Annotated in this window: 25 protein-coding genes; 13 read left to right on the top strand and 12 right to left on the bottom strand. The window is 68.8% G+C overall.

Translation table 11 applies throughout. The features are described from left to right. Positions 1 to 62: 62 nt before the first annotated feature. Positions 63 to 1,325: an ABC transporter permease gene (locus EPY72_RS11780; RefSeq protein WP_135806545.1), complete on the bottom strand. Its 1,263-nt coding sequence runs from the start codon at positions 1,323 to 1,325 to the stop codon at positions 63 to 65. A 158-nt stretch (positions 1,326 to 1,483) separates the two neighbouring features. Between EPY72_RS11780 and EPY72_RS11775 the strand changes: the two genes are divergently transcribed. Continuing rightward, the gene (locus EPY72_RS11775; RefSeq protein WP_135806544.1) at positions 1,484 to 2,887 is read left to right on the top strand and encodes an NAD-dependent succinate-semialdehyde dehydrogenase; all 1,404 of its coding nucleotides are present in this window, start codon (positions 1,484 to 1,486) and stop codon (positions 2,885 to 2,887) included. A 157-nt stretch (positions 2,888 to 3,044) separates the two neighbouring features. Here the strand turns inward: EPY72_RS11775 and EPY72_RS11770 are convergent, their stop codons facing one another. Further along, complete coding sequence (locus tag EPY72_RS11770) at positions 3,045 to 3,368, bottom strand: tRNA-binding protein (protein ID WP_134671547.1); 324 nt, start codon at positions 3,366 to 3,368, stop codon at positions 3,045 to 3,047. 202 nt (positions 3,369 to 3,570) lie between these two features. On the opposite strand from EPY72_RS11770, the gene EPY72_RS11765 reads away from it, so the two are divergent. Together EPY72_RS11765 and EPY72_RS11760 are read left to right on the top strand one after the other, a co-directional pair. Continuing rightward, positions 3,571 to 4,305: a minichromosome maintenance protein MCM gene (locus tag EPY72_RS11765; protein ID WP_135806543.1), complete on the top strand. Its 735-nt coding sequence runs from the start codon at positions 3,571 to 3,573 to the stop codon at positions 4,303 to 4,305. 102 nt (positions 4,306 to 4,407) lie between these two features. Next, complete coding sequence (locus tag EPY72_RS11760) at positions 4,408 to 4,710, top strand: PadR family transcriptional regulator (RefSeq protein ID WP_134671549.1); 303 nt, start codon at positions 4,408 to 4,410, stop codon at positions 4,708 to 4,710. On the opposite strand, the gene EPY72_RS11755 is transcribed toward EPY72_RS11760, so the two are convergent. The 4 genes from EPY72_RS11755 to EPY72_RS11740 form a co-directional block, all read right to left on the bottom strand. Then, complete coding sequence (locus EPY72_RS11755) at positions 4,707 to 5,378, bottom strand: hypothetical protein (protein WP_134671550.1); 672 nt, start codon at positions 5,376 to 5,378, stop codon at positions 4,707 to 4,709. The genes EPY72_RS11760 and EPY72_RS11755 overlap by 4 nt on opposite strands. 43 nt (positions 5,379 to 5,421) lie before the next feature. Continuing rightward, positions 5,422 to 5,808, bottom strand: coding sequence for a hypothetical protein (locus tag EPY72_RS11750; protein ID WP_134671551.1), 387 nt, complete (start codon positions 5,806 to 5,808; stop codon positions 5,422 to 5,424). Positions 5,809 to 6,017: 209 nt separating this feature from the next. Beyond that, positions 6,018 to 6,404, bottom strand: coding sequence for a DUF8115 family protein (locus EPY72_RS11745; protein WP_134671552.1), 387 nt, complete (start codon positions 6,402 to 6,404; stop codon positions 6,018 to 6,020). Then, positions 6,401 to 7,288, bottom strand: a complete 888-nt coding sequence (locus EPY72_RS11740) for a ParA family protein (protein WP_134671553.1) — start codon at positions 7,286 to 7,288, stop codon at positions 6,401 to 6,403. The genes EPY72_RS11745 and EPY72_RS11740 overlap by 4 nt, the downstream gene beginning before the upstream one ends. Before the next feature lie 160 nt (positions 7,289 to 7,448). Between EPY72_RS11740 and EPY72_RS11735 the strand changes: the two genes are divergently transcribed. The 3 genes from EPY72_RS11735 to EPY72_RS11725 all read left to right on the top strand — a co-directional run bounded on the left by EPY72_RS11735 (position 7,449) and on the right by EPY72_RS11725 (position 9,349). Further along, positions 7,449 to 7,925, top strand: a complete 477-nt coding sequence (locus EPY72_RS11735; protein ID WP_135806542.1) for a DUF456 domain-containing protein — start codon at positions 7,449 to 7,451, stop codon at positions 7,923 to 7,925. A gap of 37 nt (positions 7,926 to 7,962) precedes the next feature. Continuing rightward, a complete protein-coding gene (locus tag EPY72_RS11730; protein WP_135806541.1) occupies positions 7,963 to 8,514 on the top strand; it encodes a DUF192 domain-containing protein in 552 nt (183 codons plus the stop codon). Between the two features lie 196 nt (positions 8,515 to 8,710). Beyond that, on the top strand, positions 8,711 to 9,349 hold the full coding sequence (locus tag EPY72_RS11725; protein WP_135806540.1) for a pyroglutamyl-peptidase I: 639 nt from the start codon (positions 8,711 to 8,713) through the stop codon (positions 9,347 to 9,349). A 10-nt stretch (positions 9,350 to 9,359) separates the two neighbouring features. Here EPY72_RS11725 and EPY72_RS11720 read toward each other — a convergent pair whose 3' ends face one another. Beyond that, the gene (locus EPY72_RS11720; RefSeq protein WP_134671557.1) at positions 9,360 to 9,923 is read right to left on the bottom strand and encodes a response regulator; all 564 of its coding nucleotides are present in this window, start codon (positions 9,921 to 9,923) and stop codon (positions 9,360 to 9,362) included. A 338-nt stretch (positions 9,924 to 10,261) separates the two neighbouring features. Continuing rightward, the gene (locus EPY72_RS11715; protein ID WP_135806539.1) at positions 10,262 to 11,005 is read right to left on the bottom strand and encodes a hypothetical protein; all 744 of its coding nucleotides are present in this window, start codon (positions 11,003 to 11,005) and stop codon (positions 10,262 to 10,264) included. 153 nt (positions 11,006 to 11,158) lie between these two features. Here EPY72_RS11715 and EPY72_RS11710 point away from each other — a divergent pair, with 153 nt between their 5' ends. Next, entirely contained in the window at positions 11,159 to 11,587 is a 429-nt protein-coding gene (locus EPY72_RS11710) for a CopG family ribbon-helix-helix protein (RefSeq protein ID WP_134671559.1), read from the top strand. Between the two features lies 1 nt (position 11,588). On the opposite strand, the gene ctaD is transcribed toward EPY72_RS11710, so the two are convergent. Next, positions 11,589 to 13,349 carry a cytochrome c oxidase subunit I gene (gene ctaD / locus EPY72_RS11705; protein ID WP_134671560.1) on the bottom strand — a complete coding sequence of 587 codons (1,761 nt, stop codon included), beginning with the start codon at positions 13,347 to 13,349 and terminating at the stop codon, positions 11,589 to 11,591. 205 nt (positions 13,350 to 13,554) lie between these two features. On the opposite strand from ctaD, the gene EPY72_RS11700 reads away from it, so the two are divergent. Beyond that, positions 13,555 to 14,268, top strand: coding sequence for a helix-turn-helix domain-containing protein (locus tag EPY72_RS11700; protein ID WP_168216030.1), 714 nt, complete (start codon positions 13,555 to 13,557; stop codon positions 14,266 to 14,268). Between the two features lie 56 nt (positions 14,269 to 14,324). Further along, complete coding sequence (locus EPY72_RS11695) at positions 14,325 to 15,323, top strand: glutathione S-transferase family protein (protein ID WP_135806537.1); 999 nt, start codon at positions 14,325 to 14,327, stop codon at positions 15,321 to 15,323. Positions 15,324 to 15,359: 36 nt separating this feature from the next. Here the strand turns inward: EPY72_RS11695 and EPY72_RS11690 are convergent, their stop codons facing one another. Together EPY72_RS11690 and EPY72_RS11685 are read right to left on the bottom strand one after the other, a co-directional pair. After that, positions 15,360 to 15,764, bottom strand: coding sequence for a helix-turn-helix domain-containing protein (locus tag EPY72_RS11690; RefSeq protein WP_134671563.1), 405 nt, complete (start codon positions 15,762 to 15,764; stop codon positions 15,360 to 15,362). Positions 15,765 to 16,375: 611 nt separating this feature from the next. Continuing rightward, positions 16,376 to 16,936 carry a hypothetical protein gene (locus EPY72_RS11685; protein WP_135806536.1) on the bottom strand — a complete coding sequence of 187 codons (561 nt, stop codon included), beginning with the start codon at positions 16,934 to 16,936 and terminating at the stop codon, positions 16,376 to 16,378. 159 nt (positions 16,937 to 17,095) lie between these two features. Here EPY72_RS11685 and fdhF point away from each other — a divergent pair, with 159 nt between their 5' ends. The 3 genes from fdhF to yqeC all read left to right on the top strand — a co-directional run bounded on the left by fdhF (position 17,096) and on the right by yqeC (position 21,812). After that, a complete protein-coding gene (fdhF, locus tag EPY72_RS11680; protein ID WP_134671565.1) occupies positions 17,096 to 19,204 on the top strand; it encodes a formate dehydrogenase subunit alpha in 2,109 nt (702 codons plus the stop codon). Between the two features lie 93 nt (positions 19,205 to 19,297). Next, on the top strand, positions 19,298 to 21,010 hold the full coding sequence (locus EPY72_RS11675) for a formate--tetrahydrofolate ligase (protein WP_135806535.1): 1,713 nt from the start codon (positions 19,298 to 19,300) through the stop codon (positions 21,008 to 21,010). A gap of 40 nt (positions 21,011 to 21,050) precedes the next feature. Then, positions 21,051 to 21,812 carry a selenium cofactor biosynthesis protein YqeC gene (yqeC, locus tag EPY72_RS11670; RefSeq protein WP_135806534.1) on the top strand — a complete coding sequence of 254 codons (762 nt, stop codon included), beginning with the start codon at positions 21,051 to 21,053 and terminating at the stop codon, positions 21,810 to 21,812. A gap of 18 nt (positions 21,813 to 21,830) precedes the next feature. Here yqeC and EPY72_RS11665 read toward each other — a convergent pair whose 3' ends face one another. Next, positions 21,831 to 23,567 carry an aldehyde ferredoxin oxidoreductase family protein gene (locus EPY72_RS11665; protein WP_135806533.1) on the bottom strand — a complete coding sequence of 579 codons (1,737 nt, stop codon included), beginning with the start codon at positions 23,565 to 23,567 and terminating at the stop codon, positions 21,831 to 21,833. Positions 23,568 to 23,651: 84 nt separating this feature from the next. Here EPY72_RS11665 and EPY72_RS11660 point away from each other — a divergent pair, with 84 nt between their 5' ends. Continuing rightward, on the top strand, positions 23,652 to 24,422 hold the full coding sequence (locus EPY72_RS11660; RefSeq protein ID WP_244605571.1) for an alpha/beta hydrolase: 771 nt from the start codon (positions 23,652 to 23,654) through the stop codon (positions 24,420 to 24,422). Positions 24,423 to 24,430 lie beyond the last annotated feature (8 nt).

The raw sequence follows: 24,430 nt of genomic DNA, 5'->3' as shown, positions 1-24,430 counted from the left end.
CAGTGGTTACGCCGACCGTTCGGCGTCGCGTCGTAAACGGTTGGTGACCGTTCGGGGTCGGGTCACTCGTAGCGGAGCGCGTCGATTGGGTCTGTTTTCGAGGCGTCCCACGCGGGGTAGAGCCCGGCGAGCACGCCGACGACGATGCCGACGAGGACGGCCGCCGCGAACCACACCGGCTGGAACGACAGCGGCAGTCCGATGGCGCGCGCGCCCAGATACCCGCCGAGGAGGCCGACCGCCGCCCCGAGCGCGGACCCGAGCACGCCGAGCAACACCGCCTCCAGCAAGAACAGCTGGAGGACGTCGCGCTTCTGGGCGCCGACCGCCTTCATGATCCCGATCTCGCGGGTCCGCTCGGTCACGCTCACCAGCATGATGTTGGCGATCCCGATCGAGCCGACGATCAGCGAAATGAGCGCGATCCCGGTGATGTAGGCGGTGAAGGTGCTGGTGAGCTGTTCGACCTGCTTGATGATCTGGTCCTGTGTCGTGACTCGGAACTCGTAGGTGTCGGGCTTGTGGCTCCGGGCGTCGGAGCTCTGGCCGAGGTAGCTGTACACGCGTCCCTGAACGGCCTCGACGCGTCGCGTCGAGTCGGCCATCACGAGGATCCGGCCGAACACCTGCTGTTGGTCGCGGACGTTCGGGCTGTACGCCGTCCGGATGTAGTAGGGATCGCTCGGCGCGAAGATCTGGGGCTGGGGCCCCTGTTGAATTCCGAGCACGCTCCCGCCGCCGGTCGGCTCGATGATCCCGGCCACGGTCGCGTTGAGCACTTCGCCGTTGGCGGCGCGCGTGAAGCTGACGTTCTCGCCGACCGAGACGTTGCCGCCGCCGAACATCCGGGCGGCGGGGCGGTTCAAAACGACCTCGCGCTCGCCCTGCCTGAACGGCCGGCCCGCGACGAAGTCGAGGCCCCGGACCCGGAAGTAGCCCGGCGAGGTGACCGTCACCCACTGGCGGGCGACCGAGGAGTTGTTGTAGCTCATCGAGGCGGCCGCGATGCCGCTCTCCGGGACCGCGACGGCGACGCCGTCGAGCGACGAGATCCGTTCGACGTCGTGTTCGGTGAACACTACCTGTCCGGCGCCCCCGAGCGAGGGCACCTGACTGTCGCCGGGCGACTGGGCGCTCACGTACATCGTCGCGGCGTTCCCGCCGGCGACGGTGCTCACGATGTCCTGCTGGAGGCTCGCCCCCAGCGTGACGAACGTGATGACGGCCGCGACGCCGATGATGACCCCGAGCGTGGTCAGCGTCGAGCGGAGTTTGTGCTCGCGGATGTTGCGCCAACTGATTCGAAAGCTCTCCAAGACGTTCATCTACGTCCCCGTCCCCGTTGGCCGGAGTACCGCGTCCAGCGACAAAAACCCACGAGCCGAAACGCGTCGTTACCGGGGTCGTTCGGGCGCCCTCGGCGGGGTTTGTCGGCGTCCCGCCCCGAAGCTACAAGCCGGCGGGAGGCGTACCACCGTGGCTCATGGACAGAATCAACCCCGCGACCGGCGAGGCGCTCGACCCGGTCGCGAACGACGACGCCGAGGCCGTTGACGATGCCCTCGATCGCGCGGTCGAGACGTTCGCGGAGTGGCGGACCGTCCCGATCGGCGAGCGCCAGCAGTTGCTCGCGGCCGCCGGCGAGGTGCTCCGGGAGAACGTCGACGAGTACGCCGAACTGATGACCACCGAGATGGGAAAGCCCGTCGCGTCGGCCCGGTCGGAGGTCCAGAAGTGCGCGTGGGTCTGTGACTACTACGCCGAGCGCGCGGCCGAACACCTCCAAGACGAGCGGCTGGGGAGCGAGCCGTTCGCCGAGACGTACGTCTCCTACGAGCCGCTGGGACCGATTCTGGCGGTGATGCCGTGGAACTTTCCGTTCTGGCAGGTGTTCCGGTTCGCCGCGCCCCACCTCACCGCGGGCAACGTCGGCCTGCTCAAGCACGCCTCGAACGTGCCGGGGTGTGCCGAGGCGATCCAGGACGTGTTCGAGAAAGCGGGCTACCCCGCGGGGGTCTTTCAGTCGTTGCTCGTCGACTCCGAGCGCGCCGAGGGCGTGATCGAGGACGACCGCGTGGTCGCGGTGACGCTGACCGGGAGCGCCGCCGCGGGCCGATCGGTGGCCGAGACCGCGGGTGCGGACCTCAAGAAGTCGGTGCTCGAACTCGGCGGCTCGGACCCGTTCGTCGTGCTGGAGGACGCCGACCTCGATCGGGCGGCCGAGACCGCCGCGGTCGCCCGGACCATCAACGGGGGCCAGTCGTGTATCGCGGCCAAGCGATTCGTCGTCCACGCAGACGTCTACGACGAGTTCGTCGACCGGTTCGTCGACGAGATGGAGTCGCTGACGGTCGGCGACCCGACCGACGAGGACACCGACCTCGGGCCCCAGGCCCGCGAGGACCTCATGGCGGGCGTCCACGAGCAGGTCGAAGCCACCGTCGAGGCGGGCGCGACCCTCGAGCTGGGGGGCGAGCCGCTCGACCGCGAGGGGTTCTACTACCCGCCGACCGTGCTGACCGAGGTCCCCCGCGACTCGCCGGCCGCGACCGAGGAGGTGTTCGGCCCGGCGGCGGCGGTGTTCGAGGTCGCCGACGAGGACGAGGCGGTCGAACTCGCCAACGATCACCACCTCGGGCTCGGGGCCTCGGTCTGGACCGACGACCTCGACCGGGGCAAGCGGGTCGCCCACCGCCTCGAAGCCGGGATGACGTTCGTCAACGAACTGGTCAAGTCGGACCCGCGGCTCCCGTTCGGCGGCGTGGGCGACTCGGGGTACGGTCGAGAGCTCTCCCGACACGGCATCCGGGAGTTCGTCAACGCGAAGACGGTCTGGGCCCAAGAGGCCGGCGCGAGCGAGGGCGACGTCGACGACGTGACCGAGTGAACACCCACCGCGTGGCGGTGGCCCGCCCCGAGTTACGCGAGTCCTACCCGGCCCGTAACCCCGATTGCCGACGTTCGGGCGGGGACGACTGGCCGGTCGCTCGCCACACGGCCGCGCTTCCCGACTCGCCGATGACCCGCCTACGGCGAGTGACAGGTCAGTACAGCGTCCCGCCGACCGGAACCGCCTCGTCGGGTCCGACGAGCACCGGGTGGCCGTCCGCGTCGGGGACGCCGACGGTCAGCACCTCCGATTCGAACCCCGCGATCCGGACCGAGCCCAGATCGGTCGCACAGAGCACTTGCCGGCCGACGAGGTCGGCCGGCTCGTAGTTGTAGCCCGTCTGGGCGACCGACCCGACCGTCTCGTCGCCGAGGTCGATCCGGAGCTTCGCCATCTCGGGCTTGTTCGTCTCGGGGAACGATTCGGCGTCGACCACTTCGCCGACCCGGAACGTGGTGTCGAAGGGACTCTCGACCATACCGGGCGTACGCCGGTCGGCGTGATAAGCTTCGAGACCGATTCCGAAGACGGATGCGTTTTCGTAAACGTATACGTAAACGAAAATGAGTCCGGTCGGACGCCTGTCTCCGTCGGCGCCCCCGGCTTCAGGCCGGCGCTATCGCCGCGAGCGCCCGAACAGGTGGCGCGTAACAAAGACCGCCAAGCGAGTGTGACCTCTCATGTTAGCCCGTAGCGGCGACCTGACCGAAAAGTGGTACGAGTACGCGTACCGCGACCGGTCGGACGTGCGGCGCTTCGTGTCGGCGTACCCCGACCGGCGCTCGCTGTCGGTGAGCTGTGACCGTGTGGGCCACGACTACCAGTTCGTCCGGCCGCTGCTGGCCGACCCCGACGAGGTGTTGTGCGCGGGGAAGGCGGCGCTCCGCCGCGTGGCCGGCCACGACCACAACCGGGACCTCGAAGATGTCTACCTGCGGCTCACCGATCTCCCTGCCGAGAGCGAACTCGCGCTCGCGGACCTCGGTGCCGACCACCTCAACGAACTCCGGACGCTTCGGGGGATCGTCGCCGAGACGGCGCCGATCCGACCCAAGGTGATCCGGGCGGGCTTCCGATGTGGCAAGTGCGAGGCGGTCACCAAACACGTCGCCCAACCGGGCCGGCGGCTTCGCGCCCACGAGAAGTGTCCGCGGTGTAACTCGGTCGGCTACCTCTCGTTCGCGCCGGAGGCAAGCGAGTACGTCGACGCCCAAGAGGTCGTCTTCCGCGATCCCGACCGCCCCGACGAGACGACGACCGCACTGCTCGAACACGATCTCGCCGGGTCGGTGTCGACGGGCGAGACCGTCCGGGTCGTCGGCATCCCTCGGGCGAACCGGTCGGGCGATTCGACGGTCGCCGACGTCTGGATCGAATCCGTGAGTATGGAACGCTTAACCGATCCGGGCCGATAGCGTCCCGCGATTTTCGAGTTGTTCGGCCGTGACACGTTCGGCGGAACGAAACGGCCACCAGTATTATGTCGGTTCGATGACTTCCATGTAGCAGGGGAAACGATGTACGACCTCACAGGGTTCCAGCGCGACCTGCTGTACGTCATCGCGGGGTTGGACGAACCGCACGGGCTCGCGATCAAAGACGAACTCGAAACCTACTACGAGAAGGAGATTCACCACGGCCGACTCTACCCGAACCTCGACACGTTAGTCGACAAGGGGTTCGTCGAGAAGGGCCAGCGCGACCGCCGCACCAACTACTACACGCTCACCCGCCGGGGGACCCGGGAGATCGAGGCCCGCCGCGAGTGGGAAGCCCAGTACGTCGATCCGGACGGCCAGCAGGCGCCCGCGGAACACTAGGGGTGTGACGGCGCCAGCGCCGCGCCGACCACCGCGGCGTCGAGCGCCTGAACTCGACGGAGCACCGTGCTGTCCGTGACGAGTTCGTACTCGTCGCCGGTCGCGCGCAGTACCGTGAGGTCGACCAGTTTCTCGACGTGTACCCACACCGCCTTCCGCGAGACGCCGGTCAGGCGGTGGATGTCCTCCTGCGTGAGCGTCTGGTCCGGGCTCGCGCCGAGCAGGGCGTCGACCATCACCCGGACCGCGTCGCGGTCCGCGAGATATCGGAGGCCCGACTCGTCGTCGGGGGCGCCGGTCGACTCGACGGCCGACGAGAGGGCCCGGACCGCGTCGAACACCACGCCGCAGTCGTTGACCCGGTAGGTCCCCTCCTCGGCGATCAGCACGCCGAGCGAGATGAGCGACTCGACCGCCTCGTCGACCGCGTCGGGGTCGCAGTCGGCCATCGACGCGAGGTCGTCGGTGCCGTATCTGGCGTCGGAGTCGGCCCCAGCGAGGGCATCGACCAGCGCGGTGACCGTCCCCTGCCCGGTCAGCCAGAGCCAGCCGCTCGGGTACGCCCGCCGCGCCGTCGACACGTCCGACTCCTCGGCGAGGTCCCACATGTTCGACTCGGTGTCGACCGTCCGGAGCTGGCAGTCGTCGTCGGTGGTCGGGAGGCTCATTACGTTTGAGCAGCCGGGGAGCCGACAAAAAGGTACCGCGAGGTCAGCCCGACGACGTCTCGCAGTCGACCCGCCAGCCGACGTCGCTCGCGTCCCGGAGCCGGCCGTGGAGCGCTTCGAGGGCGGCCGACGCCGTCTCGGGCAGGACGTGAAACTCCACGGTGCCGTACCGGACCACGACCCGGAACGCCGTCCCGTGGCGCTCGTCGTGGACCAGATAGACCGGCGCGGGGAGCTCGAACCAGTCGCCGTACGTGTACCGGTCGGCGCCCAGCACCCGCTCGACTAGCGTCGCGAGCTCGTCGTTCGAGCGCTCGGCGTCGGGCGTGAGCTGAAACACCGTCCCGCCCTCGTACTCGACGCCGCCCTCCTGCGGGAAGCGTCGCTCCGGGCGGCGAGGAATGTCGAAGCTCGGCGGGTCGTCGGTCATCGGCCGTCGAACGATACGCCGTCATCGGTTATTAATCGCGGGGAACAGTATTTACGAATCCGTTTCCAGAATTATTTTCGTTTGCGTTTGCGTTTGTGTTTGCGTTCTCGTTTACGATTTCGTTTAGTGGTTGCGACGGATTGTAAGCGCGTTGATCCGACGGACGATCAGAAACGAGCGCGGGCGGGGCTGGGAACGGTGTCGAGAACTCAGACGGTGCGGCGGGCGTGTTCGGCCGACGCGTCGGCGAGCAGTTCGAGGTACTCCGGGGCGGCCTCCCGGAGCCCGAGCCGGACCGCGAGCCGGACGAGTTCGCTACGATCGAGCGCCTCGGGGTCGACGTCTCGGCCGAGCGCCTCCTGAAGCGACGTGCCGACGTCGGCGAGTTCGTCCTCGCGGTCGGCCAGCATCGTGAGTAGCGCGGTCACCGACTCGTCGCGGGCCGCGAACGTCTTGGCCTGCTCGCCCGACTCGATGGCCGCCAGCGCGTCGACGAGGTCCTCGACCAGATCGCCGTCGTCGACGGTCGTCGACTGGTCGAGGCGGTCGGTGCGCTGGGTCTGCTGGCGGAGCTCTTCGAGGTCGGGGTCGCTCACGCGCGCTCACCCCCGACGGGCGCCGCGGGCTCGGCGTCGAGGCGCTCGAGAAGCGCGTCGGCGTTTTCGAGGAACGCCTCGCGGGCACGCTCGGCCGTGGTCGAGGGCTCGTCGAGGGCGAACGCCGTCTGGCCCCGATCGGCCGCGTTCCGGATGTCCTGGCTCACCGGGACGTGGGCCGGCGCGACCGCGTCGGGGTAGGCCTCGGCGAACGCGTCGAGGTACTCCTCGGCGAGTTTCGTCCGGCTGTCGACCTTGTTCGGGAGCACCATCGCGAGGTCGACGTCCACGTCGAAGTTGGTCGCGATCTTGTCGAGGTCCGCCCGGAGCGCCTCGGCCTGCTCGGACTCGAACGGTCCCATCTCGACCGGGACGATCACGTTCCGGGCGGCCCAGAGGCCGTTGTAGCTGACGTTGTTGGTCAGCCCCGGCAGGTCGATGAGGATCGCGTCGTAGCCCAGCGGTTCGATGTACTCGTCGAGGAACGCGTCGAACCGGGAGTAGCGGTCCTGTGCGTCGTCGACGTTGCCCAGTTCGGCGTCGAGGCTGTCGAGTCCCGGGTGGGCCGGGATCAGGTCCACGCCCTCCTCGGTGTCGAGGATCAGATCCTCGACCGCGGCCTCGCCCAGTTTCTCGGCGATGGCGTCCCACTGGTCCTGGAACACCGTCGAGATGTTCGGCCAGTCGTCCTCGGCGGCGATCTGGTCTTCGACCGCCGCCCAGCGGCCGAAGTGCTTGACGAGGTCGCCCTGCTTGCCCGCGAGATCCACGAGCAACACGTCTTTGCCGCGTTCGGCGAGCGCGACCCCGAGGTGGGCCGCCGTGGTCGTCTTCCCGGTGCCGCCCTTGTCGAGGAAGGTACAGGCGCGAATGGACCGAGACATGATTTGCGTTTGCGCAAACGCAAACACCTCACTTAATCCTTCGTCAGACATCTCCGCGGAAGCTGATAGTTTCTGATAGCGTAAACGAAAACGCAAACGTATGCGTGATTGATGGCGGTTTTGCGGAACCGCTAACGGTCGCCACCCCCTACGTGACACCATGGACTTCCTGCTCGTCGTGGCGGTCGCGCTATTGCTCGCGGGCGTGGTCGGGAGCGTCGTCCCGATGGTCCCCGGCGCGGGGCTATCGCTGGTGGGAATCTACCTCTACTGGTGGTCGACCGGGTACGCGACACCCGGCCCGCTCGCGCTGGTCGCGTTCACGCTCGTCGGCGTCGGCGCGATGGTCGCGGATCACTTCGCCGGCGCGTTCGCGGCGAAGGCGGGCGGCGCCTCGACCAAGACCACCGTGCTGGCCGCGGTCGCCGGCCTCCCGCTCGCGGTGGTCGCCGGCCCCGCGGGGCTCGTCGTCGGCGTCACCGTCGTGGTGTTTCTCGCCGAGTTCTACCGCACTCGCGAGCCGACCCGGAGCGTCAGGGCCGGGCTGTTCGCGACCGCGGGCGTGCTCGGCTCCGCGGCGGTCCAGCTGCTCGTCACCGTCTCGCTGGTCGTCGGGTTCGCGCTGGTCGCGATTTGAGGTGCAGTTTTTTGGTCGCACGGGCGAATTCGTGGGTATGAGACTGCTCGGCGCGATCGCGCTCGGAGCGCTCGTGGTGCTTGGAGGCTGTCTGGGTCTCGGGATCGGCGAGTCGTTCGGGGGCGAGGCGTCGCTCCCCGAGGCCACGACGACCGACGGCGGCAACGTCACCGGAACCTTCGTCACCGACCGCGGGAACGTCACGGTGAGCCTCGAAGTCGCCGCCACGAAGCCAGAGCGCCGCGAGGGGCTCATGAACCGAGAGTCGCTCCCGGACCACCACGGCATGGTGTTCGTCTACGACGGCGCCGACCGACGTTCGTTCTGGATGAAAAACACGCTCGTCGCCCTCGACATCATCTTCGTCGCGCCCGACGGCACGGTGTTGAACGTCGAGCACGCGACGCCCGGGCCGGAAGACGAGGGTGAACTCGATCGGTACCGGAGCGACGGCGACGCCCGATACGTAGTCGAACTCGAACGCGGGTTCGCCAACGAGACCGGCGTCGGGCCCGGGACCGAGTTCGTCTTCGACGGGCGGACTCAGACCGCCGTCGAGGCCGTCGAGGGCCCGCAATCGGCTCGGTAAGCACAAAACATATACGTAGGGGGTGAGTGGCTAAAATTACCTCGGGTAGGGGTACACGAGGTACATTCTTTCGAAGCAACGTCGCCAGAGAGAACGCCGCGGGCGCCGGTGTTTACGAACACGTCTACGGAACCGTAAACGCAAACGTTTGCGTCCGGGAGCAAACTCCAAGGCGGTCGGGCGCTCACGCGAACGCATGTGTCTGTTGCTCACCGGGTACGAACCGTTCGGCGACAACGATCGGAATCCGAGCGCCGCGATCGCGCGCCGACTCGACGGCGAGCGGATCGGCGATCGGGAGATCGCGGGTCGGGTCCTGCCCGTCGCGTTCGACCGCGCCGGCGACGAGATGATCGAGTTGATCGAGACGCTCGACCCCGACGCCATCGTCGCGACGGGGCTGGCCGCGGGGCGCTCGGCGATCAGCGTCGAGCGGGTGGGCCTCAACGTCGCCGACTGCGCGGGTGTCCCCGACAACGCCGACGCCGCGCCCAGAAACGAGCGCGTGGCGGCCGGCGGGCCGGCGGCGTACTTCGCGACCCTCCCCGTCGTCGAGACGGTCGAGGCGCTGGTGGCCGACGGGATCCCCGCCCGGCTATCGAACACCGCCGGAACCCACCTCTGCAACAACGTCCTCTACCGGACGCGGGCGTATCTGGAAGCCGAGGACAGACGCGTGCCGGCCGGGTTCGTCCACCTGCCGCTGACGCCCGAAGCGGCCGCGGCGCGCGCCCGCGAAGACGCCCCGAGCGGCGGCGACGTGGAACCGAGCGTGGCGCTGGAAACACAGGAAACGGCGATACGGCGAACGTTCGAGATCGTGCGAGGCGAGTGATCCGGGCGGCTCAGAGGTCTTCGAACGCGCCCACGAAGTCGTCGTGGTCGGTGAGTTCGTCGCGGCTGGCGTCGACTTCCTCTCGCAACTGGTCGACGTTCTCGCGGAGTTCGACGTACTCGTCGTTGGCTTCGAGCGCCTGCTCGTCTTTTTCGGCTTCGAGGACCGCCTTCTTCGAGACGAGCGAGTAGTACTCTTGGAGTTTCGAGTCGTAGTCGACGCGCGCAAGCATCGTCGAGACCGTCTCGTGGAGTTCGTCGGCCGAGACGGGCTTGACGAGGTAGTCGTCGAACCCCATTTCGAGGATGTCGAAGTCGGGCTTTACTGCCGTCACCATCACCACCCGACAGTTGAGTTCGCGCTCGCGGATTCGTTCGAGGACTTCGTCGCCGGACTGGCCCGGCATCCGCCGGTCGAGGAGGACGACGTCGACAGATTCGTCGAGGATGTCGAGCGCCTCCTGACCCTGATAGGCGTTCTGGACGTGGTAGTCGTCCTGAAGCCACATCGCGTACAGGTCTGCAACGTCTTGCTCGTCGTCGACGACGAGAACAGTCGATTGGTTGGGGGACATGGTCAGGCGCCGTTCTTGTGGCCTCGCTGGTGCTGAATGAATCATGTGATATGATACACTTATAGATTTTGGTTAGCGTAGGAAACCGACGCCGCGGTCGACGACGGAGAGTATTAAAAGAGCCGTATTATCATGCAACACCTCTATCCGTGTCTCCGTCCCACTGAATATACGCCTGGGCGATTCGTACATTCGACGCGCAGGCGTTGCGGTGAAACAACTGTGCCTCTGACAAGACGGGCGGTCAACGCCTCGCCGCCCTGATTCGAACTCGACAGCGCCGGCGCCGCGGGACGCGAGCGACGACCGGACGAGCAGATCACCCTCGGTAGGTCGAGCTACTCGGACGTCGACAGCCCCTCGACGTTCTGCTGGAGTCGGATCGTCGCGGTAGTGAGAAAGCCCGCGACCAGCACGACGAACACGCTCCGGACGCCGTCGACGACGACCGGCGGGACCCCCGCGGCCGTCCCGAGGTCCACCACGCCGATGGCGCCCAGACAGACCACCACCGGGAGCAGGTGGCGCCGGAGGGTGTCGAGCGGCGTCCCGCGGGTCACGGATTCGAGTTTCTCGGCGAACACCGCCCCGTAAGTCGCGAATGCGAGGCTCCCGCCGGCCTTGACGAACCGGGCGATCGCGACCTGATCGAGGAGCGCGACCGCGACCCACTCGACGACGACCACCGCGACGAACCCCGCCTCGATCCGACGCAGGGACCCCAGCGACACCCGACTCTCCCCGGACGGGGGTGCGAGCGCGGAGTTGTAGTACACCTCCCGCATCGAGAACGCCAGAAAGACCGTACAGAGCAACAGCGCGCCGTGGCCGAACGCGGTCAGGAGTCGAGCCCGGACGATCGTCTCGGCGACGCCGACCACCCCGTAGACCGCGGCCGCCGCCCCGGCGAAGACGAGGTAGCCCCAGAACACGTCTTGGGATTCGAGGCGGTTGAGTCGGCGGTTCAGCCCGGCGTAGAACGCGAAAAACGACGCCGCGACCGCGATCAGAACCGCCCCGAGGAAGTCGACGACAACGGTGTCGGCGGCCGACGCGGCGGCCGCGAACGGGGCGAGAGTCATTCGTCCGGACCGATCGCACCGGGGTCACTTAAAACAACGCGACCGCGCACGTCGCGTTCCCAGCGGCGCCGACACGCGAACGCAATCGTCACGACCGGGTCGGGAAGAGCTCGAATAATAAGTTCTAATATATCGAGGGCCGCGAGTTAATACATGACCGTCGTCAGCATCTCGATGCCGGACGAACTGCTCGAACGCGTAGACGGGTTCGCGGACGAACACGGGTACACGGGCCGAAGCGAGGTGTTTCGAGAGGCCGCCCGCAACCTCCTCGGGGAGTTCGAGGACAGGAAGCTCGAAGACCGCGAGCTGATGGGCGTCGTGACCGTCCTGTTCAACTACGAGAACACCACGGTCGAAGAGCGGATGATGCACCTCCGCCACGAGTACGAGGGACTCGTCGCCTCGAACGTCCACAACCACGTCGGCGACCACTACTGCATGGAGCTTTTCACCCTCGAAGGGTCGCTGGAGGACATCTCGACGTTCGTCGGTAAGATCCGCGCGACCCAGGACACGCTCACGGTCGATTACTCCGTGATCCCGGTCGACGGGGTCGGCCCGTTCTCGCCCGACGAGTGAGTCACTCCCCGGCGTCTGGGCCCTCGGGTTCCCCGCCGTCGGCGATCGCGTCGTCGCCGCCGTCGGTGGCGACGGCGGTCTCGCGCTTGCGCTCGAACCACGTCCACTCGCGGGTCTTGAGCCCGTCGTCTTCGAGGGCCCACGGGTCGCCCGACTCCACGCGAGGGCCTTCGAGCCACGACGTGACGAGGTTCCAGACGAAGACCAACTGGCCGAACGCGAGGATGAAGGTGCCGACGCCCGCGACGACGTGGAGGTCCTGAAACTGCGGGAGGTAGGTGGCGTACCGCCGGGGCATCCCGTCGTACCCGAGGAGGATCAGGGCGAAAAACACCATGTTCGTCCCGATCATGGTGGTCCAGAAGTGTATCTTCGCGAGGGTCTTCTGGTACATCCGGCCGGTGAAAAGCGGGAACCAGTAGTAGATACCCGCGAACCCGGCGACAGCGATCGCGCCCATCACGATGAAGTGGAAGTGTCCGACCACGTAGTAGGTGTCGTGAACGAGCAGGTCGACGGGGACCGACGCGAGGAAGACGCCGGTCACCCCGCCGATGATGAAGTTCTGGACGAACCCGATACTGAACAGCATCGGGGCGGTCAACCGCAGGGTTCCGTTCCACATGGTGGTGATCCAGTTGAAGGTCTTGACCGCCGACGGCACCGCGATCGCCAACGACACCGCCATGAACGACCCGCGAATGCGGGGATCCATCCCGGTCGAGAACATGTGGTGGGCCCACACCCCGAACGAGAGGACGCCGATCGCCAGCGTCGAGTAGACCACGAACTTGAACCCGAACAGCTTTCGCCCGGAGAACCGCGGGAGGATCAGGCTCACCAGTCCCATCGGCGGTAACACGAGGATGTACACCTCGGGGTGGCCGAAGAACCAGAACAGGTGTTGCCACAGCAACGGACTCCCGCCCTCGACCGCGAAGAACATCGTCCCGAAGTTCCGGTCGAGGAGCAACATCACCAGTGCGCTCCCCAGCAACGGGAACGCGAACAGAATGATTCCGGACTGGGTCAGCATCGTCCACGAGAAGATGTCGAGGCGCTCCCAGCCGACCTCATCGCCGCGCTCGGTGAAGATAGTCGCGATGAAGTTGATCGCACCCATCGTCGCCGAGACGCCCGTGAGATGGAGTCCGAGCAACATCAGGTCGACCCCGGGGTTGGCCTGCTCGACCGACAGCGGCGTGTACATCGTCCAACTCGTCTGGGAGGGCTCGATACCGATGCCCAGCGGCGCGGCGAAGAATCCGAACCAGATGAGGATCGCTCCGGGCGGGAGCAACCAGAACGCGATGGCGTTGATCCGGGGAAACGCCATGTCGTCGGCTCCGATCAAAAGCGGAATGAAGTAGTTGCCGAACGCCGCGATGATCGGCGTCCCGAACAGGAACAGCATCGTGATCCCGTGGGAGGTCAGAAGCGAGTTGTAGAAGTTCGCGCCGATGACCGCGGTCTCGGGCGTCAGCAGTTCGGTCCGCATCAGTACGATGTTGATCCCGCCCCACGCGAACGCGGTGAGGCCGTAGAGCCCGTAGAGGAGCCCGATGTCCTTGTGGTCGACCGTGGTTAGCCACCGGATCAGTCCGCCGGGTTTCTCCCGGTGTGTGACCGGTTCGCCAGCCCCGTACCCCCCGCCGGCGGCGGCGTACGACCGCCAGTTCTCCGCGCGGAGGATGTACGCGGCCACGCCCAACAAGAGCAGCCCCATCACGACGGTGAGCACGAGCAGTCCGACTTGGACCATACCCCGACCGTCGACGGAAACGCACCTGTGTCCTCGGTTGGCGCACGCCGAAATCCCCCTCGGTCGGGACCGTTCGGCGCGAATCCGCCCGCAAGCGAGGCGCCGCTCGGTTCAGTTTCGGCGACAGATCGACGGAGTCGGTCGTGCGTCCGTCGAGCACCTCGGGCCGCCGACACTAACTCCGTGGAGGTCGATACCCGATCGTATGCGCGCGTTCGCGCTCAGGCTCGACTACGAACCGGGAGTCGATCCGGTCGCCGACGCCTTTCGCGAGGAGCCGGACCTCTCGGCCCACTCGCTGGCGTGTGCGGTCACGCCCGACCACTGGTGGCGCGTGGACCGGCTGGTCGGGCCGAAGGGGTCGGTCGAGGAGGCGGCCGCCACGCTCGACGCCCACGGCCACGCCGCCGACTGTCTGGGGCCGGGCGACTGCGCGCGCGACTACCGGACCGACGTCCTCTACCGGGACCCGACCAGCCGGATCCTGTTCAGGTCGTGGCGCCGGACCGCCCGGTGCGTGTCGATCCCGCACCTCGCGCTCGCGCACCTCGGGCCCGGCGTGCTGTTCGCGACGGAGCGACGGGCCGACGAGTACACATGGCGAGTTCTGGTGCCCAGCGACGAGTCGCTCGGTCGACTCTACGACGACCTGCGAGCCCGCGGCGACGACGACGTGGGGCTCACCCTCCGGCGAGTCACCGACGCGTCGGCGTGGCTCACGGCGTACAGCGGTCGGCCCGGCCTGCCGTACGAGCAGTACGAGACGCTTCGGGCGGCGGTCGAGCGGGGCTACTACGAGACGCCCCGGGATATCAGCGTCGAGGAGTTAGCCGCGGAACTCGGTGTGCCCCGGTCGACGCTCTCGTACCGCCTCCGGCGCGCGGAGGCCGAACTGGCGACCGGATTCGTCCGGGAGTAACGGTCGAGTCGACCGCGAGGCGTAGGCCTTTACGCCGCGCGCGCCTACTCGGAGCCATGAACATGCTCGTCGACGGCGAGTGGCGGACCGACGCGTACGAGAGCACGAACGAGGACGGCGAGTTCGATCGCCAGGAGACGTCGTTTCGCGACTGGGTCGAGGCCGATCCCGACGCCCGGTTCCCGGCCGAGGCCGGACGGTACCACCTCTACGTCTCGCTGGCGTGTCCGTGGGCCCACCGGACGCTCCTCACCCGGAGCCTGAAGGGGCTGGAGGACGCGATCTCGGTGTCGGTCGTCGACCCGTTCCGGGAGAACGACGGCTGGGAGTTCTCGCCCGACCGCGAGGGCTGTACCGAGGACCACGTTCACGGCTCTGACTACCTCCGGGAGGTGTACACCGCGGCCGACCCCGAGTTCACGGGCCGGGTGACGGTGCCGGTGCTGTGGGACCGCGAGCGCGAGACGATCGTCAACAACGAGTCCGAGGAGATCATGCGGATGCTCGACACCGCGTTCCACGGGATCGGGAACGGCGCGACCCTCTACCCCGAGGGCTACCGCGAGGAGATCGACGCGACCATCGAGGACATCTACGAGCCCATCAACAACGGGGTGTATCGCGCGGGGTTCGCGGGCGGACAGGCGGCCTACGACGAGGCGGTCACGGAACTGTTCGACGCGCTCGATCGCTACGACGACCTGCTCGAAGACCGCCGATACCTCTGTGGACCGGTGGTCACCGAGGCCGACGTGGCGATGTTCACCACGCTGGTCCGGTTCGACGCGGTCTATCACACGCACTTCAAGTGTAACGTGCGCCGGATCGCCGACTACGAGAACCTCGGACCGTACCTCCGGGACCTCTACCAGACGCCCGGCGTGGCAGAGACGGTGAACATGGATCACATCACCGAGCACTACTACCGGAGCCACGCCGACCTGAACCCGAAGCGGATCGTGCCGAAGGGCCCGGACCTCGACTTCGAGGCGGCCCACGACCGCGATGCGCTCCCGGGCGGTCCGCCCGAGGAACTCGACGCTATCGCGCGCTGAGAACGCAGAGAGAACGCGAGTCGACCGCGACCGAGATCAGCTCTCGGCCGACGGCGCCGTCGCGTCGGTCCGGTCGTACTTGGTCTCGAACTCCTGGATGAGCTGGCCCATCTTGGCGTACCAGTCGTTGAGCATCCGCTGCATGTCGTTTGCGATCTTGGTCGGGTCGGTCGGCGAGTAGACGTGGTAGTAGCCGCCCTGATCGTAGTTGACCTGTTCTTTCTGGATGAATCCGGTCTGGAGCAGGCGCTGGACCGCCCGGTAGGCGGTCGAGCGCTCGCGGTCGACGGCCTCGGCGATCTCGTCGACGGTCAGGGGCTCGTCGGCGTCGACGAGCGACTGGAAACACTCCTTGTCGAGCTGTTTGAGGCCGTGGAAGCACTCTAACAGCCCCTCACACTCCATGTCTTGCTGGAGTTGTTCGGACATCGAGTCTGGCATTTGTCTCACCAGAACGTAGACACCACGCGGTTAAAAGACTTGTGTAGAAAACGCACAATCGCGCGCCAGTCCGGGCGGCGGCGAGCGCGGACCCGGACCGAGCCGACGGTCGGTCGGACGGCGCGCCGAACGGGCCGAACGCGAACGAACGGGCCGAACGGGGTCGTCAGATCCGGCCGGAGTGGCGCGTCGACCGGCGTCACGGAGGCCGTGTCGGCGATCGCCAGACCTCGGCGACCGAGCGGGTTCTCGACGCCAAACGCGCGAAATCGAGCGGCGTTCCGAGACCGCGAGGCCCTCGATCGGGCGGCGTAGCGCCGACGGAGCCGACCCCACCGGTATTGCCCGAATATTACAAACCTATCTGGGAGGGACTCGCCCGAGCGAATCGTTCGCTCGACGGGACAGACCGCCGGGTCGGACTCCGAACCGAGTGCCGGTCGGCGACTCGCCCGATCCCGACCGAGCGGGATCGTCGCGCCGCGCCGTGGCGCGACCGGCGCCTCCCCGGTGCCTGCGAGACGGACGGCCGGCAATGTATTGTGCCTTCATCCCACTAATACGAAAGATACGGTCGACGCGGGCCGGGCGGGGCGAGACCGTCGTCGATCTCAGGCCGTCTCGCCGAGCCGCCAGAGCGCGCGGTAGAGCGTCCACGCGTCGACGCCCAAGCGGTCGGCCAGATCGGCGGTGGTCCGGTGGTACGCGAGATACTCCTCGGCCGAAACCGCCTCCGGATAGGGTCGGTCGACCTCGCCGGCCGCCCGGAGCGCGGCCCACTCCCGGCGGCCGATCGAGACGCAGGTATCGGGGAACAGAAAGAACAGGAACGCAGAGGCGACCGGCGCGTCGACGCCCGCCAGCGCCGTGAGGTGATCGAGTCGGTCGGCGACCGACTCGGCTCCGGTGACTGCGTCGAGCGCGTCGGCGATCGCCCCGAAGTCGTTGTCCCGAAACGCCGACTCGGTCGCCCGGCGCTCGGCGTCGGGGTAGCCCCCGAGGTGGCGCCGGAAGTACCACTGGACCACCCACTCGACGTCGCGCCAGCCGTACTCGTCGCCACGGAACGTCCCGGGGAGCATCTCGACGTGCTCGCGCTCGACCGCGTACAGCGGCTCGGCGTCACGGTACTCGGCGGCCGTCGACTCGACGAGCGAGGGGGTCAGCTCCATGACCGGCGAGTAGACCGGCCGCCGAGGTGAAAGTTTCCCCCCGGGAACGGGCGTTCGGCCGAGGGCGCCGGGGCGAGGCCCCGCTGTCGGGGGAAGATACATTATCGTGGCGGGAGCATCCTCCAACTATAGGCTCGCGACCGAGCGAGCGATCCAATTATGTCAGGTGAAAGCAAAGACCCCGTCAAGACTATCTGCCCGTACTGCGGCGTCGGTTGCGGCATTCAGGTCGCGCCGGGCGAGGAACCGGGCGACATGCAGTTCCGACCGTGGGCCGACGCGCCGGTCAACGAGGGCCGCGTCTGCATCAAGGGCGGTGCGGCGACCGAGGTCGTCGACCACGAGGACCGGCTGACCGAGCCCCTGCTCAAAGAAGACGGCGAGTTCCGGGAGGCGACGTGGGAGGAGGCCTACGAGCTGATCGTCGAGGAGATGGAGCGGATCCGCGAGGAGCACGGCCCCGACGCGATGGGGTTTTTCGGCTCGTCGAAGACGATGAACGAGGAGAACTACCTCCTCCAGAAGCTCGCGCGCCGGTACGGCACCAACAACGTCGACAACTGCACGCGGATGTGTCACGCCTCGACCGTCTGGGCGCTCCGGACCTCGCTCGGCGCGGGCGCGATGACCAACAGCATGGCCGACCTGGAGCAAGCGGCCGACGTGTTCTGGATTCAGGGCGCGAACCCCGGCGAGCAACACCCCATCGCCAACAGCCAGTACTTCCGGCAGGCCGTCCTCGAGGGCGCGACCGTGATCCAGGTCGACCCCCACGCCAACAAGACCACGCGGTCGTTCGAGATCGAGGACACCGACCGCCACATGCACCTCCAGCTGAACCCCGGGACCGACATCCCGCTGTTGAACGTCGTCCTCAAGACGGTGCTCGAGAACGGCTGGGTCGACGAGGAGTTCGTCGCCGAGCGCACTGAAGGCTTCGAACACCTCGAAGCGACGCTCGAAGACTTCGACAAGGAAGCGGCCGCCGAGGAGTGTGGCGTCCCGCTCGAAGACATCGAGCTCGCCGCCCGGAAGTACGCGAAGGCGAACAACGCCGCCATCTTCACCGGGATGGGGATGAGCCAGCACGCCTGCGGGGTCGACAACGTCCAGAACGAGATCAACCTCGCGCTCGCGACCGGCAACCTCGGCCGACCCGGGACCGGCGTGAACCCGCTCCGGGGCCAGAACAACGTTCAGGGGACCTGCGACGTGGGCGCGATGCCGAACGTCCTGCCGGGCTACCAGCTCGTCGACGACGACGAGGCCCGCGAGAGCGTCGAGGAGGTCTGGGGCTTCGAGATCCCCGACGAGCCGGGGCTGACGAACGTCGAGATCTCTCACGCCGCCGGCGACTCGGTCCACGGCCTCTACGTCATGGGCGAGAACCCGGTGATGTCCGAGCCCGACGGCAACCGCGTCGAGGAGCGCCTCGAAGAGCTCGAGTTCATGGTCGCTCAGGACATCTTCATGACCGAGACCGCCAAGTACGCCGACGTGGTCCTTCCCGCGACCAGTTGGGCCGAACGGGGCGGCACCGTCACCAACACCGACCGGCGCGTCCAGCGGATGCGGCCGGTCCAGAAGGTCCACGACAACACCAAACACGACCTCGACATCCTCTCGGAGGTCGGCACCCGGCTGTTCGGCGAGGGGTTCGACTTCGAGGACCCCGAGGCGGTCTTCGAGGAACTGCGACAGGTCTGTCCGAGCTACCACGGGATGAGCTACGACGTGCTCGGCGAGGAGGGCGTCCACTGGCCCTGCTACGAGCCCGGCGACGAAGGCGATCCGTTCCTCTACGAGGAGTCGTTCGACACCGAAAACGGCCTCGGGAAGATCGAGGGCGTGACCCACCAGCCCCCGAAGGAGGTGCCCGACGAGGAGTACCCGCTGGTGCTGACGACCGCCCGGCTCGAAGAACACTACAACACGGGGACGATGAGCCGGCGGTCGCCGACGCTGAACCGCCAGCACCCCGAGAACTTCGTCGACGTCCACCCCGCCGACGCCGAGCGCTACGGGATCGAGGACGGAGAGACGGTGCGGCTCCGGTCGCGGCGCGGCGAGATCGAGGTCCGGGCGGAGGTCACCGACGACATCAAGGAAGGCGTCGTCTGGACCACGCCCCACTTCGCGGCGGCGTCCGCGAACCGGCTCACGAACGACGTGCTCGACGAGCGCGCGAAGATTCCCGAGTACAAGGCCGCGGCCGCCGAGATAGACGTCGGGATCGAGCCCGCCGATCGCGGCGCCGCCGACGACTGACGCCGCGTCGGTGCGGACCGACCCCGCGGGCCTTCTCAGCCCGCCGCAATCGGCGCATCCTTCATTAGCCGTCGCGCCGAAGCCCGAGCCGTTATGACATCGTCTGACACCGGCGAGCCCGAGATTCCGTCCGACGACGAGATCGCTCGCTCGATCGAACTCGACCCCATCGAGGAAGTGGTCGAGCCGTTCGGCCTCGCCCCCGAGGACCTCGAACGCTACGGCGACCACAAGGCCAAGATCGGGACCGACGCCGTCGAGCGACTCACCGACCGCGGGGACCGGGATTCGAAGCTCGTACTGGTGACCGGGATGACGCCGACCCCGATGGGCGAGGGCAAGACCGTGACCTCCGTCGGGCTCGGGCAGGCGTTCAACCGGACCGGGCGGGACGCGATCGTCGCGATCCGCGAGCCGTCGCTCGGGCCGGTGTTCGGCGTCAAGGGCGGCGCCGCGGGCGGGGGCTACTCGCAGGTGCTTCCGATGGAGGACATCAACCTCCACTTCACCGGCGACATCCACGCGCTGACCGCCGCCCACAACCTGATCGCCGCGATGGTCGACAACCACATCAAGACGGGCGCCGACCCCGAGATCGACGTCAACCGCGTCGAGTGGCCCCGTGCCATCGACATGAACGACCGCGCGCTCCGGGAGACGGTGGTCGGGCTCGGGGGCGCCGGCGGCGTCCCCCGCGAGGACGGCTTCAGACTGACCGCGGCCTCGGAGCTGATGGCGGTCCTGTCGCTCGCCGAGGACCTCGCCGACCTCCGCGAGCGGATCGGCCGGATCATCGTCGGCTACGACGACGCCGGCGACCCCGTCACCGCGGCGGACATCGAGGCCGCGGGCGCGGCGAGCGCCCTGCTCCGGGACGCGCTCAAGCCCAACGTGGTCCAGACCACCGAGGGCACGCCCGCGCTCGTCCACGGCGGGCCGTTCGCCAACATCGCTCACGGGACGAACTCGCTGATCGCCGACGAGGCGGCGTTCGGCATGGCCGACTGGGTGGTCACCGAGGCCGGGTTCGGGTCGGACCTCGGCGCCGAGAAGTTCCTCGACGTGGTGTGTCGGTTCGGCGACGTCGAGCCCGCGGCGGCCGTCCTCGTCGCCTCCGTCAGGGCGCTCAAACACCACGGCAAGGAGATGTGGCCGGTCGAGATGGAGGCGCTCGAAGCCCCCGACGTCGCGGCCGTCGAGGCCGGGCTCGCGAACCTCGACAAACACGTCGAGAACCTCCGGAAGTTCGGCGTCCCCGTCGTCGTCGCGCTCAACCGCTTCCCGCAGGACACCGACGCAGAGGTGCAGGCGGTCCTCGACCACTGCGAGGACCGCGGGATCAGGGCGGCCGCCTCGACCGTGTTCGCCGACGGGGGCGCGGGCGGCGTCGACCTCGCCGAGCAGGTCGTCGACGCCGCCGACGACGACCCCGACGTCCAGCACCTCTACGAGCTGTCCGACCCCATCGACGAGAAGATCGAGGCCATCGCCACCGAGATCTACGGCGCCGACGGCGTCGAGTTCAGCGCGAGCGCCCGCGACGACATCGAGCGCATGGCGGCGCTCGGGATGGACGAGACGCCGGTGGTCGTCTCGAAGACGTTCCACTCGCTCAGCGACGATCCGAGCGAGAAGGGCGTCCCCGAAGACTGGACGCTCGATGTGCGGGAGATCTACCCGTCGGCGGGCGCGGGGTTCCTCGTCGCGCTGACCGGCGACGTGCTGACCCTGCCGGGCCTGCCCGAGCGCCCGTCGGCCGCCGACATGGACGTCGACGGCGACGGCAACGTCTCGGGGCTGTTTTAGGAACCGAAACGATTAGCCTCGCGGGGCGACATCACCCGGCATGGACGTTCTCACCGCGCTGCGGGCCGACTCGGGCGTCGCCTGTGCGGTCGGGGCCGGCGGGAAGAAAACCACACTCTACGCGCTCGCCGACCGCGCCGCGGACCGGCGCGACGGGACCCTGCCGGTGGTGATCGCGACGGTCCGGATCCCGATCTTCGATCCGCAGGTCGACCGCGTCGAGGTGACCGAGGACCCGGCCGCGGCCGTCGAGGCGGCCGCGAGTGCCGGCGACACCGGCCCGCTCGGCGTGGTGCCCGAGCGCGAGGGCTCGGACCGCTACCGGGGCTACGACCCGAGCGTCGTCGGCGAGGTCGCCGACGTTGACGGCGTCGATCCGGTCCTCGTCAAGGCCGACGGGGCCCGGACCAGACTGTTCAAGGCTCCCGGCGACCGCGAGCCCCAGATTCCGACCTGCGCGGACACCGTGGTCCCGATCGCGAGCGCGAGAGCCGTCGGGAAACCGCTGGCCGACGACCACGTCCACCGGCCCGAGCGCGTCGCGGAGCTCACGGGCCTGCGACCCGGCGACCGCATCCGCGCCGACGACGTCGCGAGCGTCCTCGCGAGTCGGCGGGGCGGACTGAGCGGCGTCCCCGACGGCGCGACCCCGGTCCCGCTGGTCAACATGGTCGACGACGAGTCGCTCCGGGCGGTCGGCGAGGAGATCGCGGCGGGCGTCCTCGACCGGACCGACGCCGTCTCGCGGGTGGTGCTCGCCCGGATGAACGCCCCGGACCCAGTGGTCGACGTCGTCGAGTGACCCCCGCCAGCCGCCCGGTCAGCGTCGGGGGTCGCCGGCGGGCGTCGCCGCGTCTCGGACCGACCCGAGCCCGAGCCGATCGAGCGTCTCGGGGGTCGGCCGTCCCGCCGGGCTCCACCCGCGGCGGGCGTAGTAGGCGTCGAGCATCGCCTCGAACCGATCGGACGACACCCCGTCCGGGCCGGCGAGCGCCGGCGGGAGCGCGTCGTCGTCCCGATCGAGCCCCTCCCGGACGTTGAACAGTCGGACGAGGTTCCAGACGCGCTCGCCGGCGGTGTCGAGGTCGTCGTGGTCGACGCCCGCGGCGTCGAGCCACGCTCCGACCGCGACCGACTCGCCGGCGAAGTCGTCGGCGACGAGGCTCCACCGGACCGACCGGGCGTTCTGGGCCGCCGCGACCGCCGCGGCGGCGCGCTCGGGGCGCCACTCCCCGTCGAAGACCTCGCGTTCGACCGGCCGGGCCCGGCGGTGACACCCGCCCCGGTCGCTGGTCGCGTAGGCCAGCGCCATGCTCGGGGCGCCCCGGGGGTCGTAGGCGGGGAGCGACAGCGCCTTGACCGCCGGGACAAGTCGGTCGGCGTCGAGCCGGTCGGCGCCGGCCTCGACGCCGTCGGCCAGCGCGTCGCCGAGGGCGGTCTCCCGGGTCGCGATCTCGTCGAGAAGCCGTCGGGCGCCGTCGGGGTCGCCGAAGGATAGCTCGCGGTCGAGCGTGGCGTCGTCGGCCGCCCGGATCGCCAGCGAGACGGCGTTGCCCGCCCCGATGAGATCGAGTCCGAGCCGGTTGCACCGCTCGCCGAGCGCGGCGACCGCGTCGAAGTCCTCGATCCCCAGCCCCGCGCCGAGGTTCATGCCGGTCGCGCCTCGGGGGACAGTCTCGCCCTCGTCGGTCTCGACACGGAACCCGCCGGGGAGCGGCCCGTCGTTCTCGCGGCCGGCGGCGGCCTCGCGGGCCGCCTCGACGCCGACCTCCTCGGCGCCCTCGAAGCCCCGCTCGCGCCACCCGCGTGCGGCCAGCACCCCCGTCTCGTCGGCGAATTCGACCGTTTCGAGCGTCCCGGAGGCCGCGAGCCACCGGCCGGTGTCGCCCGCGGCGTGGCGGCGCTCGTCGCGCTCGCGGAGCGCCGCGAGGGCTCCGTCGGGAGACGGCGGGTCTCCCCGTGCGAGGACCGCCTTCAGGCGCTTTGAGCCCATCACTGCGCCCGCGCCGCCGCGACCGGCGTGGTGGTCTGCCTCGTCGGAGGCGACGGTCGCGTACGAGACGCGGTGCTCGCCCGCGGGACCGACGCACGCGACGGCGGCGTCGGGGAACGCCCGGGCGGTCTCGACCGCGTCCTCGCCCCACGTCTCGGCCGGCTCGATGCGGGCGTCGCCGTCCTCGACGACGAGCCGGACCGGCTCCGGGGCCCGACCGACGACGAGCACGCCGAGGTGGTCGCCGAGCGCGCCCGCCAGCGCCCCCGGAAACGCCCCGCCGGCGTACGAATCGAGAAACGTTCCGGTGAGTGGGGACTTGGTGATCGCGGCGTAGCGTTGCTCTCCGGGGAGGAGGCCGGTGAGCGGCCCGAGCACGAAAAGCAAGGCGTTGTCGGGCCCGAGGGGATCGACCCCCGGGTCGAGTTCCTCGTAGAGATACCGCGCGCCCAGCCCCTTTCCGCCGAGATACCGGCGGCGCCACCGGTCGGGGATCGGCTCGGAGACGACGCTTCCGGCCGAGAGGTCGACGCGGAGCAGTCGATCCGGAGGGCGACGTGACATCACCGGAAGGAAGCGAGGCCGGGACAAAAACGTTTCCCGAGGGCGAACGGACAGCGCTTTGAGCGAGCCCCGCCCAGCGTCTGTATGCGCCGACTGAAACTGGCGGTCGTCGTGGTGCTGGCGGTGGTACTCGTCGGCGCCGTCGGCGCGGTCGCCTACCTCTCGACGCCGTTCCACGCGACGCCCGCCTCGATCCAGTCGGTCGAGGACGACCCGCGGGTGTCGGTCTCGACCGACGGCGACGTGGCGGTGTTGGCCCCGGCCGACCGAAACGCGAGCGTCGGCGTCGTCTTCTACCCCGGCGCCCGGGTCGCGCCCGACGCCTACTTCGAGACGCTCGCGCCGCTGGTGGCCCGGACCGGGGCCGTGGTGTTCGTCCCGAAGATGCCGCTCAACGTCGCGCTCCTCGACGCCGACGCCGCGGGCGAGATCCGGGCCCGGAACCCGGACGTTCGGACGTGGGTCGTCGGCGGGCACTCGCTTGGCGGCGTCGCGGCGTGTCGGTACGCCGCGTCCCACGACGTCCGGGGGCTCGTCCTGTTCGCCTCGTACTGCGACGGCGACGTGAGCGACCGCGGGCTGGCGGTCCTCAGCGTGACCGGGAGCGCCGACGCCGTCCTCGACCGCGACGCGTACCGCGCGGCCCGGAGCCGCCTGCCGCCCGACGCGACCGTCCGGGAGGTTCCGGGGATCAACCACACGCAGTTCGGCGCCTATCGGGGCCAGCGCGGCGACGCGTCCGCCCCGCTCTCGTACGAGGCGGCCCATCGACGGCTGGCCGAGGTCGTCGTCCCGTGGTTCGCGAACGCCACGACCGAGACGCCCCGCCCCGACACGTCGGCGGCGGGGGCGTGAGCGCCGGC

The organism is Halorussus marinus, from assembly GCF_004765795.1.
Classification (GTDB): Archaea; Halobacteriota; Halobacteria; order Halobacteriales; family Haladaptataceae; genus Halorussus; species Halorussus marinus.
This window is presented reverse-complemented; position numbering and strand designations above follow the sequence as displayed.